9 protein-coding genes are annotated in these 15,060 nt (G+C 45.5%); all 9 read left to right on the forward strand.

Annotated features, from left to right (window positions below):
• Positions 1-18: 18 nt before the first annotated feature.
• The gene (locus AB4114_RS07535) at positions 19-924 is read left to right on the forward strand and encodes a carbon-nitrogen hydrolase family protein (RefSeq protein ID WP_441987900.1); all 906 of its coding nucleotides are present in this window, start codon (positions 19-21) and stop codon (positions 922-924) included.
• Between the two features lie 90 nt (positions 925-1,014).
• Positions 1,015-1,758: a sugar phosphate isomerase/epimerase family protein gene (locus tag AB4114_RS07540; protein ID WP_441987901.1), complete on the forward strand. Its 744-nt coding sequence runs from the start codon at positions 1,015-1,017 to the stop codon at positions 1,756-1,758.
• A 113-nt stretch (positions 1,759-1,871) separates the two neighbouring features.
• Positions 1,872-2,870: a hydroxyacid dehydrogenase gene (locus AB4114_RS07545; protein WP_441987902.1), complete on the forward strand. Its 999-nt coding sequence runs from the start codon at positions 1,872-1,874 to the stop codon at positions 2,868-2,870.
• A 310-nt stretch (positions 2,871-3,180) separates the two neighbouring features.
• Positions 3,181-8,199 (forward strand): golvesin C-terminal-like domain-containing protein, encoded by a 5,019-nt coding sequence (locus AB4114_RS07550; protein ID WP_441987903.1) that lies wholly within the window; start codon positions 3,181-3,183, stop codon positions 8,197-8,199.
• Positions 8,200-8,275: 76 nt separating this feature from the next.
• Positions 8,276-10,096: an S-layer homology domain-containing protein gene (locus AB4114_RS07555; RefSeq protein WP_441987904.1), complete on the forward strand. Its 1,821-nt coding sequence runs from the start codon at positions 8,276-8,278 to the stop codon at positions 10,094-10,096.
• A gap of 119 nt (positions 10,097-10,215) precedes the next feature.
• Positions 10,216-11,310: a response regulator transcription factor gene (locus tag AB4114_RS07560; protein WP_441987905.1), complete on the forward strand. Its 1,095-nt coding sequence runs from the start codon at positions 10,216-10,218 to the stop codon at positions 11,308-11,310.
• The gene (locus tag AB4114_RS07565) at positions 11,307-13,085 is read left to right on the forward strand and encodes a sensor histidine kinase (protein ID WP_441987906.1); all 1,779 of its coding nucleotides are present in this window, start codon (positions 11,307-11,309) and stop codon (positions 13,083-13,085) included. Before AB4114_RS07560 ends, AB4114_RS07565 begins: the two co-directional genes overlap by 4 nt.
• Positions 13,086-13,184: 99 nt before the next feature.
• On the forward strand, positions 13,185-14,153 hold the full coding sequence (locus AB4114_RS07570) for an ABC transporter permease (RefSeq protein WP_441987907.1): 969 nt from the start codon (positions 13,185-13,187) through the stop codon (positions 14,151-14,153).
• A gap of 27 nt (positions 14,154-14,180) precedes the next feature.
• Positions 14,181-15,056, forward strand: a complete 876-nt coding sequence (locus AB4114_RS07575) for a carbohydrate ABC transporter permease (RefSeq protein WP_441987908.1) — start codon at positions 14,181-14,183, stop codon at positions 15,054-15,056.
• The last annotated feature ends 4 nt before the right edge of the window (positions 15,057-15,060 follow it).

Raw genomic sequence — 15,060 nt, forward strand, 5'->3', positions numbered from 1 at the left:
GGAGGTGGATTTTTTTCTATGCCCAGAAAAGCAAAGGTAATTACCACATGCTTTAACGAAGAATTAATTAGAGGCTCTTCGCTGGAAGAAAATCTGCAGAGAGCATTGAATATGCTGGATTCGTTTTCAGACCTGCAACCTGATCTTATTTGCTTCCCCGAAGTGTTTCTTGTCTCAGGAAACGATAATAATAATGAAAGCTCAGTGGAAATTACGCAGCTAGCCTATCAGGCTCTTTCTGCACAAGCCATTAAGCTCAATAGCTACATCATCGCTAGCGCTCATGAATGGATCGATTCCAAGAAATATAATGTTGCTTGGTTGTTTGACAGGGAGGGGAAGCTAGCTGGAAGATATGTCAAATATTATCCTACCGATGGCGAAATGAAGGACCATGACATATCACCGGGAAATGAAATGCCTGTGTTTGAGACTGATTTCGGAAAAATAGGCATAGCGATTTGTTATGATATTGGATATCCCGATATATGGAGCACATTGAGATCAAAGGGCGCTGAGCTTGTAGTATGGCTTGCTGCCTATGATGGAGGTTTTCCGCTTGAAGCTTATGCATGGTTGCATGCTTATTATGTTATATCCTCAGTAAGAACTAACCATTCGAAAATTATTGACAAGACCGGTAAAATTCTTGCCTCTACCTCCAAATGGGTAAGATGGACTTCAAAAACAATCGATCTAGATAAACAAATTTTTCATATAGACAATCAGTATAACAAACTTCTTGAGATCCAAGGAAGACTAGGAAGCAAAGTTGCGATCGAAAGCTTTTCTCAGGAAAATATTTTCACAATCGAGTCCCATGACCAAGAATGGTCAATGGCGAGAATACAAGCAGAATTCAAGCTTGAAACGTATAGGGAATATCATATGAGGTCCGAGAACATTCAGCATGCAAGAAGGTGAACAGATGTTTAACCAATAGAAGGAGTGTTAAAAATGGCTCAAGCGCCCGTACAATTTTCTGTTTTTACCAAACCGTGGAGGACGACTCCCGTGCAAGATTTAGTTAAGCTTGTGAAAGAGAGTGGATTTGACGGCGTAGAGTTCCCTTTGCGAGAAGGTTTCCAACTGGAGCCCGCTAATGCGGAAAAAGGCTTGCCGAAGCTCGCGTCTTATTTTGCCGATCATGGTTTACGTATTTTTAGTGTGGCAAGTCAGACAGATGAACGAATTTTTTCGGCCTGTGCAGAGGCAGGGGTTTCTAGCATTCGAATTATGCCGGCGATTTCACATGAAGAGGGCTATCTCCAATCTGTAGCAAATCTTCGTAAGAACTTAGAAGAGGTGTCTCTGCTCTCTGAGAAATACGGGGTTAAAGTTGGCATTCAGCAGCATTACGGTGATTTTGTTCCGGATTCTTCGGGTCTGAAGCACCTATTGCAAGGTCTAAATCCCAATCATGTCGGAGCTGTCTGGGATTGCTCACATGATGCGTTGGCTGGACAGCAGCCTGAATTTGGACTGGATATTGTCTGGTCATATCTTCATATGGTCAATCTCAAAAATGTTTTTTATACCCGCACCAACGGGCCGGAAGCGGAACAGGCGCAATGGGAGCGTCACTTTACTTCCGGGCGGCAGGGGATGGCTTCTTGGAAGCGTGTTGCCGATTATCTGAAGAAGGGGAAGTACGAAGGAGTGATCTGTTTGACGGCAGAGTACACTGCGGAAGCTGAAGTAGATCGACTTATTCGTGAGGATATCCGTTATGCGAAATCACTCTTTCAATCACAATAACTAGAACTGGAAAATGAAAGGTAGGATTTAAGTGGCGGACAAATTGCGTTGTTGGCGAACTTTACATGGCAGCTGGAAGAGTTTGTCGATACTGCGGAAGAGGGGAATGACCAGTGACTAGAAGAATAGTCGTACAAATCCCGAGAAACGAGCAGGCAGATTTCTTGGAGCCGAATGTACTGGGTAAGCTAGAACAATTGGGTGAGCTTGTTTTAAATCCGTTTGATCGGCCATATACACCAGTGGAACTGAAAAGTCAACTCGCCGATGCCTCCGCATGTATCTCTACGTGGGGCAGTTCATCGATTACACATGAGATTCTTGGCTCAGCGCCTAAGCTTGAGCTGTTTGTGCATATGGCAGGTTCCGTCAAAAACGTAATTACGGCTGAAGCCTATGATAGGGGTGTAACGGTGTTGTCTGGCGGTCATGCCATTGCAGAATCGGTTGCGGAGTCCATATTGGCTATGATATTGAGTGTAGGTCATCGGATCAAGCTAGTTGATGAGTCGATGCGAGGGAATATAAGCTGGAAGTCTTCCGCGATGGAGGCGGACGAGCTGCGGGGCAAGACGGTAGGTTTTATTGCACTCGGCATGGTGACTCGAGAGGTGATTCGGCTGCTGCAGCCGTTCCAATTGCATTTCATCGGCTATGATCCTTACATGAAACCGGAAAAAGCTGCGGAGCTTGGCGTGGAATTAATGCCCTTGCATGCTGTGTTTGAACGTGCTCAGATATTATCGCTCCATCTTCCACAAATACCCGAAACTTACCGAATGATCGGGCGAGAGGAACTTCGCTTGATCCAAAATGGTGGTCTGCTGATTAATACATCACGAGGCAGCGTGATTAACGAGCAAGCGTTAATTGAGGAATTAAGTACGAATCGCTTTTTCGCTGCGTTGGATGTATTTGAACAGGAGCCATTGTCACTGGAAAGCGAGCTGCGCCGATTGCCAAATGTTCTAGTCAGGCCTCATATTGCAGGGGTGAATCCTTCTTCACGAAAAAGAATAGGAAGATCGCTTGTAGAGGATATGCATCGTTATTTTAACGGGCAAGGTATCTTGCATGGAGTGAGCAAGGCTCAATTGGCGCTAATGACATGAAGAGTTCTCCACAGGAGAATATTAACTTGTTAAAACTGAAACTTATGATATCGAAGCCTGCGCTAGTTTATGCGGCTTCTTTTTTCTGTATATGAAAGGCTACGGTCGGAGTGATGCCCAGCCAGTTATGGCGATGAATTCCGATATTGGCAAGCGTTGAAATAGTCCGTCCTTTTGTCATAGATATCTTACTTCTGTCCTGTTGTGGACACATCCACTCATTTCTTAGAATAAAAGCATACCCATAAGAGCTGAGGTGACTGAAGTCTTATTACTTGTGTGATTATAATTAATGGAGGTGTGTTTTGAAATGTTGAAGAGGATGACAAAGGTACGAGGAAGTCGAGTTGTCAAAAAGGTAATCGCCCTGATCATGATTGCGACGCTGCTTATCAGCATCATACCGATCGGAATGACAGCCGTGTATGCAGCTACAGGTGATGTGCTGGGTGCTGAGGAGATTGGCGTAATCATTGACGATCAAGATCCGAGTGTAACGTACACGGGGCTTGCAGCTCCGCCAAGCGGAGCGAACTTTATTCAAGGTGCAAGTGGAACCTATCAAAGCAGATTTTCTTATGCGAATTTGAACAAGGCTGCACCTCAAAGCATGACGTTTGCACCTCAGTTTCCGCAGGATGGGATGTACGCTTTCTACGTAAGGAAACCTGCTACTACGCGCTGGTATGCGGGGAACGTTCCTTATAAGATTACGCATGCAGCAGGCGAACATGTCATTAACAACCCGAGTTCAGGCAACGGAACAGATGCATGGGTGCCATACGGTGTATACCCTTTCCGAAGCGGGCAGACTTATCCCATTATAGCGGGCGGAGCCGGGTACCAATATTTCCCTCCAGTAGCGCCTGCAGCTAACGGTACGATTCCGATAGCAATCGACGGCATCAAGTTTGTCAAAGTCGGAGAGCTGCCAGACCAAGCAGGACTGGATGCAATCAAAGTCGCGCGCGATACCGACATAACGTCTTCTATGAATCAATGGGCGATTGATCTGGAAAAAGTGAAATACGAAGCAGCAGGCACGGTTGCTGCTAGTACGACAGTTGGTTCGAGCGTATATGAACAGGTTCTTCGTTTGAAGGCGGGGAATACAAGTAACCCTAATGTTCAAATTACCGCAGTAGCTCCTGTTGACGGTACATATTTGAAAGTGGTAGACGGTAAGCTCCTACTAAAAGCTAAGAATTTGACAACTTCGAATGTAAATGAAAACGCTGTCATCGAACTGAGTAAGGGGAATGCGTCGGCAACGATCAACCTCACGGTAACGATTGCTCCGAGTCCAGTCGTCGTCGGTGGCGATGACGGAAATTTCACGGATACACCTACGTGGTACCGCGATTACGCGCCGGGGATATTCAATCCGAAAGAAGGAACGATAGAGCTTCGGGTGCGTCTGGATAAACCCTATGAGGAATTCGGTAACACATGGGATTTCTTGTTTAAATTAATTCCAGAACAGAGTGGTCCTGGTAATACATTAATTCAGGCTCATATTCCGCCGCCGAGTAAGAAGCCTACCGGTGTGAATGCGGTGTATGAACAACCGCTAACCTTCTTTGTGAGAAACGGGGAAGGAACCAATGGTGCATATGCGTATGCGCAGCCAAATCAGCTCAATTATCAAGTCGGTCAACCGTTCAATTTAGCATTTTCTTGGAAAATGGGAACTGGCGGTTATGCCGCTATTTATAAAGATGGTGTTGAAATTACACCTCCTACGCCTGTAACTGCAGCAGCGGTATTGGAGAAGTTCATGCCCTACGAATTCATGGTAGAACGAAGCAGTCCGTTCAATGTTAGTCAAGTTAAGGTTTCTACCAAAGCCCTAAGTGCAGGTGAGCTGGAGCACACAGCACAGACTTTCAGCCGAGGAACGGATACAGCACTACTTGCTGACATTACCTATGGTCAAGACATTCAATCACAAAAGTTTATTACACCATGGCATAACACCTCTAAATATAGCGTAGTCAAGCCCGCATTTCGCAATGAGAAACAAGTTTACTATGCGGGAGAAGATGCGGTCTATCCCGTTATGACGGTGAATTATGGGGATAGCGCCAAGACCTTCGACGTGAGTATTAAAGCAACTGATCCTTATGGGAAGGTGGAATTTACCGAGTCTTACCCTAATGTGGAAGTAGCTGCCGGAGGTACGTATCAAGTCGAAAACCTGGCCCTTCCCAAGTTGAAGAATAAGGTAGGTTTCTGGTATTTGGAAACGACGGTAAGTTCAAGTGATTCCGCCCCAATCGTCTATAAGAGTGGGATATCGAAAGTACCTGCTGACGAATCAGGAGTAGCTGACGGTAAATATGCCAATTACTATGGGCAGCACGCCAATTACGACTATGATATGTCCGCATGGACCAAAATTCATACGAGCGCAACACGTGGTTGGGAAGGTGCATTACAGTTCTTATGGTATGCAGTTGAGCCAACCAAAGGTAATTTCGTGTGGGACAAAAGCGATGCTTACGTCGAGAAAGCACAAGAGGCAGGAATGGATGTGCTCGCCGTGCTTGGTTACCCTTCCGATTGGGCATCCTCCAGACCTCCCGTACAGGATATTCCGGCTGGCCTGAACGAATTAATCTATCGAGCGGAACGTTGGGTGCCTAAGGATATCAAGTATACGAATGGAACTCCAGGAACTGGCGAGGACTGGTCCAACTATGTCTACCAGACGATGAAGCGTTATGCCGGTAAGGTAAAGTATTGGGAAATCATCAATGAAGTGAATTTTCACTCAACTTCTAATCCCAAGACGATCCCAGCGGCCTTCTCAGGTACGAACGAAGAGTACATCCTGATGCAAAAAATAGCCTATCAACAAGCACAACGGGTAAAAACCGAATACAAGCAGGCAACAGGTCAAGACCTTGAGTTATTTGTAACAACTAGCGGATTTGCAACCCCTGACCCAGCTGCGGATCGTCAGTTGGCAGTTAATATGCTGAAGGGGGATAACGTTAACTACTACGATATTTACAATGTGCATGGGTATGTCGGAACACAAGGAATATCGGATATTCTTACGGCTTATGCACAAGCGAAAACGACACACCCTAGTCTGCAACTGTGGCAGTCAGAGGTGTACCCACTTAATAGCACCTATACGCCATGGCGCATATATGACACTGTGTGGAACTACATGGATTTCTTGGCAGCAGGTACAAGCAAATATTTCAATATGGGCACGCCAGGCGAGGATACTTTTGTTACACGGCATTCCCAGTCGCCAACTGAAATGTATCAGACACTGGCGACACTGCAGCATCATATTCGTAAAGCTGATGAGTATTTAGGTTCTTATAGCGGCTTTGAAGGTGCTAATTTCCTGAAAGCTAATCATTATCTGAAGCGTACGGATGGCAAATATCTAAGCGTACTCTCAGCGGATGACCTATTACTCTATGTGACTGTCGCCAACGCTGAGCAAATCGTTAGCGCGCAAGATGCCTACGGAAATGCCGTTCCGGTTACGGATTTTGATGGAACGAAACGATTGATGAAAAAGAATAGCTTGTTTATTGTCAGTCAAGCTCCATTACAAATCACGAAAGTTACGGGAGATGTGCCACTTGCGACAGTGAAGAATGGGGACTTCGAACGCGTAAGCGGAGACCCGGCAGGCGGCCCGTCCGCTGTGCTACTACCAGATTGGACGATGGGCTGGAACAGAGGTGTATATGGAACCAATGCCTATGTGACGAAGACTTCTCAATTTGCAGGACAGAACGCGGCTGAATTCAATTCGGCGGGAGCGCCGAACAATCGAACGTTCATGTACCAGTCGGTATCCATCAACCAACCTGGTACATACGTACTCTCTGCGCAAATCAAAAAGTTGGACGGCAGCGATGTACAGCCAGAATTGAATATCTGGGACGGGACTCAGGATCATCAGCTTGCACCTGTTACGTTAACGAATCAGTATGTCAATTACAGTCAAACTTATGAAGTCACCGGGCCCATAAATCTGGTGCTCAATGTAGGTATCTTATCAGGATTAGGTAAAGTTGTGTTTGATAACATTAGCTTTGAGATGGTGCCAGAGAATGTCACAATCACAATGGATAATTCGGATCCCACTGGTGTAACTCTCTTGGGCCAATGGGAAAGCAGAACGAATGCAGATGCGAATAAGGGTAATTTTGCTTTGAATACAACGAAAAACGGAGCATCCAGCGTGAGCTACAAGCCAGTCATTCCAATCGATGGTATGTATGATGTATATGTATGGCACCATTATACGACTGGAACGCAGAACGCTCCTTTTACAATTCATCATGCGAGTGGATCCGAAACAGTAGCCGTAAATCAATCCCAAAACGGCAAAAGTTGGTTTAAAATAGGCAGCTACCCTTTCCATAAAGGGGAATCAGGCAGCGTTGTGGTTACCAATTCTTATACACAGGGCAACTTTATTCTAGCTGATGGCGTTCGCTTTACACGTACAGGACCAATACCGATTCCGAATCAGGACTTGAACAATAAGCTGACAGGTCCGGCAACAGTAGATGGTGGGCAAAGCTTCAAAGTCAAATACAGTCTGGATAGTGTGACCGACAGCGTATATGCGCTGGATGCGACCATAACTTATGACGCGACCAAGCTGGATTTCATTTCAGCGGCATCCTTGAAGGAAGCTTTTGATATTGTTTCGACGAAAACGTCAGTCCCGAATCAGGTCCGCATCATTGCATCAAGTCTAGGTGTAGCTAAAGCCATCAAGGCAAACAGTGATGTATTGGAGCTGACCTTTACAGCAAAGCCAGCTGGAACGAACGGTACCGTTGATCTTCAAGCAGCATCAATTGCCGTTATCGGTGCTGGACTTGAAAGCACTCTGGCATCCTTTAAGCTCACGGTCAACGTTCAGTATGCGAACAAAACGAACTTAACTGCAGCAATTGTTTCCGCAGAAGCGCTTTACAATGCTTCGGTAGAGGGAACGCTGATCGGACAGTTTCCGGCAGGTTCCAAAGCGACTCTCCAATCGGCGATTAACGCTGGGAAAGCTGTTGAGACTGACACTGCTGCGACCCAAGCACAGATCAACGCGGCAACGAGCTTACTTGTAGGAGCTGTAGACGCCTTTAAACTGACTGTGAATAAGCAGAAGCCTGAGGACTTGAATGGTGACAATCGCATTAGCGTCAGCGACTTGTACCCAATTTTAATCTATTATGGCAAAACTTCGGCAAGCTCAGATTGGTCGACGGTTCGTCAATACGATGTTAATCAGGATCTGAAGATCGATTATCTCGATATGGCCGCAGTTGCTATGAAAATCGAATAGCTATCCAACTTCGGGAGATTGGTTCTATCATGCCAAATCTCCCGAATCTTTTATTTTGTACAAAGGAGCTATGAATATGTTATCCCTACATAAACCTAAACGTAAGCAAAGCGTGTTTTTCGTATTTATTTTAATGATCCTATGTTTTCTTATAAACCCTATCCCAGCTTATGCCAATTCGTTGCCAGCATCTTCCGCTCACACACTATCAGCAAGTACAAGTACACCGCAGGTAGGGGGCAGCTTCACGGTAACAGCGACAGCGAACGTTTCGGAGTTATTCGCATTCGAGACGATATTTACCTACGATCCGCAGAAGGTTAAACTGATCCGTGCGGATGCAGCTGCAAACGGTAATCTGATAAAACCTGTTGGTGATGAGGGGGAAATCATACTTGCATGGTCAAAAGAAGGCAATGAACAGCCGACCAACGGTACGATGAGAATGGCTGAGCTGACTTTTAACGTGCTGAAAGCAGGGGAGACGGAGATCATCTGGCAATCACTGAGGATTGCAAATCGCAGTTTGCAAGAAGTGGCTGTATCCCCAGGAGTTTCACTTCGGACTAATGCTCGAGCTGAATCTGGTTCAGGTGACGTAGGGAATGTTGGTGGTGTAAACGTGCCTAATACGAATGGGAGCGGGAAAGCGCAAGCACCTTTGACTCCAGAAGTGGCCATTATTGCGGGCAACGCCCCAGCCATGACATTATCTGAAAATGCGGTTAGCCTCACATCCGAATCAGGAAATCGTATACACGTCGTCTTGCATATGGCGCAAGCTTTGAAAGAGATCCATGAATCCTCGAAGGAAAAATCAACTTTCGTTGTCATGATTCCAGCTCAGGAGTCGGCATCTATCACGGTGGATGTACCATCCGAGGTTCTACAAGCGATCCAATCTAAAAGTGGGGGAACTGGCTCTCTTGTTATTTCAAGTTCCGTCGGCATGTATAAGCTGCCAATTGATCAATTGAAACTTGATGCGAATGCGAAGGTCACAGTAACAATAGCGACCGTATCGGAAGAACAAGCGCACGCGATAGATAAGCTTGTTACGGCAGAAGGCTTTACGCTAACTGGATCGCGAGTCGACTTCTCCGTTTCGATCCTAGATGCCTCCGGTCAAGTAACGGAGATGCATGACTATGAGAGCGCGTTTGCTGCTCGAACTTTACCAGCAGGGCATATAGATCCAGATAGAACAGCAGCAGTTTTATTCCGTACAGATGGCACGATGGCCCCGGTTCCAACCTTGTTCGTCAAGCAACCAGATGGCATTTATATCGCACTTATCCACCGAATGGGCAATAGTACGTATGGGCTTATTACGGGGAGCCGAACATTTGCGGACTTGAACGGTCACTGGTCCCAAAAGGATATTGAAACGATGGCGGGCCGTTTGCTCGTGAATGGGGATACGGAGGGAAGATTCCGTCCGGATGATGCGATAACTAGAGTTGAATTTGCCAAGTTAGTAACGGATGCGCTTGCTTTGCCGGAGAAAGGTGACAGCATGACCTTCCGTGATATTGACCCATCCGCTTGGTATTCGAGATCTCTCTTAACTGCGGTGTCCTTCGGCTTAATTGAAGGCTATGACGGAGGGATATTTCGTCCTGATTCATTCGTCACGCGGGAGGAAATTGCCGTCATGCTGGATCGTGCACTGCACGTAACGGGATTTAAATACGATCCACCTGCCCATTTCGTTCAACTGTTAGGTATGGAGCATCTAAACGACTGGTCGAAGGACTCTGTTCACATGATGGTAGGACTCGGCATCCTAACTGGGGATGATGGAAACATGATTCAACCCTCACAATCAGCGACACGTGCGGAAGCCGTTGTTATGCTGAAACGCTTGTTGATTAAGCTTTCATTCATGAATGAGTAAGCGGTATTTTCACCAGGAGTCTCTTAACATGATCTTATCCTACATTGTGATTGAGTAAATCGATCAGAGTAAGATACAATTAAGAGAACGCTCTCAAATTGCCAAGGAGGTCCCTGCCCATGTATACAATGATGCTGGTCGACGACGATTATATTTCAAGGGAAGGCCTGCGAGATCTCATCGACTGGGATCGTCTAGGTATCGAGATTATTGGTGAAGCAGAAGATGGAGCGGAAGCGATGCTCGTTGCCCGTGACCTCAAACCGGATATCGTAATTACCGATGTTGTGATGCCTGTGATGGATGGCATTCAATTTATAGAGGAGTTGAAACATGAGCAGCCTGCGGTCATGGTGATCATGATTAGCGCTCATCAAGACATTCAGTATGTGAAGGCTTCGATTAAATTGGATGCGATCGATTATATATTAAAACCCTTCAATCGGGAGGAATTAAAACAGGTTGTAGCCAAAGTTGTCGCTAAGTTGGATAAAGAAAGAGCGGAGAAGCGATTAAAGGATGACGTTAGCCAATATTATTCAGGCAGTATTTCATCTACCGGGTTGCCGGTAATTGTGGAGTCTGTGGAGAAGATCATAGGATTATGCAGCACAGGGCAAACAGAAGCACTGACAGCTGAGGTCCAGCAGCTCTTCATTACGATTAGACAATTGAAAATGGAAAGCATGCTGTTTCTTACAACCATCTGCAGTGAGCTTCTTATTAAAGCGATTCGAAGCGCATCCACGCATATTGAGCCTGCCATTGCGCAAGAGGTGAAAGAATCCTTGCACCAATTCAGAACGATGCAGAGCCCTCAGCAAATCGAGATATTTGTCATGGAGAAGCTAGTCTATTTGGAGATGGCTTCCAATGAGTTGCGCAACAACAAGTCCCGAAGAATTATCCGAGATGTTGAGGGTATTATTCATAAAATTTACTGTCAGAATCTGACCATTGGGCAGCTGGCTGCAGAAGTATTCATGTCTCCTGGACATCTTCAGACGTTATTCAAAAAAGAAACGGGCCACACGATTAACGATTATATCACGCATGTACGTATAAAGAAGGCGCAGGAGCTGCTCAAGGACGCCTCCATTAAAATATATGAAGTAGCCAATCAGGTCGGCTATCAGGATACGCACTATTTTACCAAAATATTCAAAAAAACAGTGGGCGTCAACCCTATGGACTATCGGGAGAAAATGCTATGAGAACAGTGATGAACAAGCTCAGTGGCATTTACTATAACATTAACTTGCGGACCAAGCTGGTTATTTCCTATTTAATTTTGATCATTATTCCAGTCATGGTATTGGTCTATTTCTCCTATATTACGATTCATAAGTCTGTGGTTGAACAGACGGGTAAGGCTTATTTGGAAACCTTGAAGCAGGCGGAGAAAAACATTTCATTCGGCATTGAAACCGCCTATAACATTGCCGATCTGACGCAAAGCAATTACGATATTCAGCTCATTCTAAGAACGGTATCAGAACGCGCTTTGACTTCGGGGGAAGTGATCGATTTTTTTAATCTGCTGAACAAAAACGTGAGCAATTACGTGGGCAAGAGCAATGTGCTCAAGGTTAGCTATTTCATGAAAGGGAACCCAACCTTCGTCTCGGCTAGCCCGAATTTCTTTGGGATAGATCAGCTTCAACTTGAAGCTGGTGTACAGCCACTTTTGGAAGGGAAAATCAGAGAAAAGTGGTTCTATGCAAGTGAAGTGGAACATCTCAGCATCGTTCAGAAGGATGAGGTCATCTTTATTAAAGAAATCAAGGATATTAACCGATTTCAGCATGTGCTTGGCTATGTGATGGTGGAGCTGGATGCCAAATTTATATGGTCTATTCTGAATGGTATTCGGCTTCCAGATGGAGCGGAAACACTCGTTAGGTCCCCTAACAAGCGAATTGGCTTCGAGCAATTAAAGGCAGGTGGCAGTGGTGTAAGTGACATGTACTTGAAGTCTTTGCCGGAAGAGGAAGAGGGGATTATCAGTTTCGGACCTGCGGAGAGGGCCAATTATGCTGTCTTCAGTACAACGAAAGGTCTGGAATGGCAAATTGCACTGCTAATGACGGAGAAGCATCTTGGCATGAACAGTAGGTGGATTCAGAACTTCATGCTCGCCTTGGCGGGGGTAGTCTCAATTATTGCTATCATTACCGCCTTCATCATTTCAGGGAGCATTACCAAAAGGTTGAAAAAGTTGGTGAAGCTCATCAAGCATGCCGAAAAAGGGAACTTTGAGACAGAGGATAATATTCGAGGAAATGATGAATATGCTCGGCTGCAGCGCTCTTTTAACAAAATGAGTACGCGTATTAAAGCCCTTATTGAAGAGGTGTATCAGGCACAAATCAGCAAGCAAGAGTCGGAAATGAAACTGTTGTATGCGCAGATCAACCCGCACTTTTTGTATAACACGTTAGACATTATTCAATGGAGCGCTTTACGAATCGACGCGAAAGAAATCGCGGAATTGACCGAATCACTAGCCAAGTTTCTGAGGTTGAGCTTGAACGAAGGCAAGGAGCATATCTCCGTGGCCGAAGAGGTTATGGAGGTCAGCAAGTACATGCAGATCATCAATTATCGCTATCGGGGAGCCATCCAGTTTAAGACGGACGTCGATGAGGGTCTGGAAGAGAAGATTATGATCAAAATGATTTTGCAGCCACTCGTTGAAAATGCAGTTATTCATGGGATCAGGCCTAAAAAAGGGAAAGCTGGAACCGTTGTCGTCCGTGCTTATCGGGAAGACGCCTATATGGTCTTGGAGGTCATCGATGATGGCGTAGGGATAACGGCAGAGAGGCTTCAGGAAATGTTTGAAACGGAGAGCAGAGGGTACGGGGTGAAGAACGTACATCAGCGTATACAAGTCTATTATGGTGAGGAATGTGGCTTGCAATTTTACAGCGAACCAGGCAATGGCTGCCGTGCCGTTGCGAAGCTAAAGATTTCGGGGAGCGTATAATCCGTGTTTTTGTCAGAGATATCTTACTTCTGTCCTGTTGTGGCTGATGGGTACATTTACGTAAAATAAAGCTATACAACAAGGAGCTGAGGTGATGAAATGGCAAAGATTACACCCTCCCATGCGATAAACTCTCTAGAAGCAGGTGTGATCCCCAAGAAAAAAAATCGCCTGAAGGCAAGAGTCGCACATAATCTGGATCTATATCTGATTATTTCGATCCCCTTACTGGTGCTTTTGATTTACAGTTATGTCCCGATGCTGGGGATCGTCATCGCATTTAAGAACTATCGGGTATTCGACGGCATACTGGATAGCAAGTGGGTAGGGCTGGCACATTTTCGAACATTGTTGACCGATCCTAAATTTTTTAGTGTGTTAAGCAATACGATGCTGATCAATCTGTTCAAATTTATTTTTCAGTTTCCTCTGCCTATTATCTTGGCGCTGCTGTTGAATGAAGTCAGAACGGGCGTTGTTAAACGCATGACGCAAACGCTTACCTATCTGCCACATTTTCTATCGTGGGTCGTTATTGCAGGGATTTTTGTGGATATCCTGTCCCCAAGCACAGGCATTATCAATGGCATCCTGAAGGCATTCGACATCTCGCCAATTACGTTTCTTGGCGACGATAGTTACTTCCGCAGTGTGCTCGTCGCATCGACGGCTTGGAAAGAAACCGGTTGGAGCGCCATTATTTACTTGGCCGCATTAACGTCAATTGATCCCGATCTGTACGCCGCGTCCAGCGTTGACGGTGCAGGTAAGCTCAGACAAACGTGGCATATTACGCTTCCAGGCATATCCAGTACGATCGTATTCATCATTATTCTAAGGGTGTCTACCTTATTGGGCAGCGATACGGAACAGGTACTACTGTTGTACAATCCCCTTGTATACGGTGTTGGGGATGTCATCGGCACCTATGTGTACCGCGAAGGGATTCAGAATGGCAGTTACAGCTATACAACCGCGGTCGGTTTGTTTGTATCTGTAATTGGATTTACCTTAATGATTCTGGCCAATAAAATTAGCCGCAAGTATTCGAACCGAGGGATATGGTAAATGGGCAGCAGAGAGGAGCAAATAGCTTTGTTCGACAAGAGGATGAAGACCGGGGAAAAGGTATTTACGGTTGTTAATTACACATTGTTGATTACAGTAGGTCTCATTTGCGTCCTACCGTTTATCACACTGTTAGCGAAATCGGTTAGTGAAGAAGCTTATGTCGTCAGCGGTCAGGTCAGCTTATGGCCGATGGGTTTTCAGTTAAAAGCTTACGAAGTGTTGTTATCCGGTATTGATTTTCGCACTGCGTTTACGAACAGCTTGTTTGTAGCCGTTCTAGGTACAGCCATTCAAGTGTTTTTTACAGCTTGTGTGGGGTATGCCATTGCGAAGAGGGATTTAGTAGGTCGTAAAGCCATCAATATTCTTTATGTGTTCACGATGCTGTTCAACGGGGGAATGATCCCTACCTATATGGTCATTAAAAATACCGGATTAATTAACCATCTGTGGGTGCTTGTCATTCCGGGGATGGTGAGCGCTTTCAATCTGATTCTGGTGCGAAATTACTTCGAGTCTCTGCCCTATAGCCTAGAGGAATCTGCAAGAATTGATGGAGCTGGCAATCTCACGATCCTATTCCGCATCATGCTTCCGATCTCCAAGCCGTTGCTTGCGACAATCGCTATTTTCAGCGCGGTAGGGATTTGGAACAACTACATGGACCCTTTGATGTATTTGACGAAAAAAGAAGTGCAGGTTTTACCTTTATTTTTGCAAAACGTAGTGGCAGCAGCCAATAAGAACGGTTTGGAAAATCCCGAGCAATTGGCTAATATCGCTTCCGAGACATTCAGGGCCGCAGCCATCTTCGTTTCTTCAATACCGATTCTAATCGTCTATCCATTTCTACAAAAGTATTTTGTCACAGGCTTAACGCTAGGTGCTGTTAAACAATAGCTAC

It is taken from the genome of Paenibacillus sp. 2RAB27, from assembly GCF_052115445.1.
In the GTDB taxonomy this organism is placed as follows: Bacteria; Bacillota; Bacilli; order Paenibacillales; family NBRC-103111; genus Paenibacillus_E.

Bases quoted from the DNA above. Each gene is read 5' to 3' on its own strand.
- AB4114_RS07535 (WP_441987900.1), top strand. From the start codon at position 19: ATGCCCAGAAAAGCAAAGGTAATTACCACATGCTTTAACGAAGAATTA.
- AB4114_RS07550 (WP_441987903.1), top strand. From the start codon at position 3,181: ATGTTGAAGAGGATGACAAAGGTACGAGGAAGTCGAGTTGTCAAAAAG.
- AB4114_RS07555 (WP_441987904.1), top strand. From the start codon at position 8,276: ATGTTATCCCTACATAAACCTAAACGTAAGCAAAGCGTGTTTTTCGTA.
- AB4114_RS07565 (WP_441987906.1), top strand. From the start codon at position 11,307: ATGAGAACAGTGATGAACAAGCTCAGTGGCATTTACTATAACATTAAC.
- AB4114_RS07570 (WP_441987907.1), top strand. From the start codon at position 13,185: ATGGCAAAGATTACACCCTCCCATGCGATAAACTCTCTAGAAGCAGGT.
- AB4114_RS07560 (WP_441987905.1), top strand. From the start codon at position 10,216: ATGTATACAATGATGCTGGTCGACGACGATTATATTTCAAGGGAAGGC.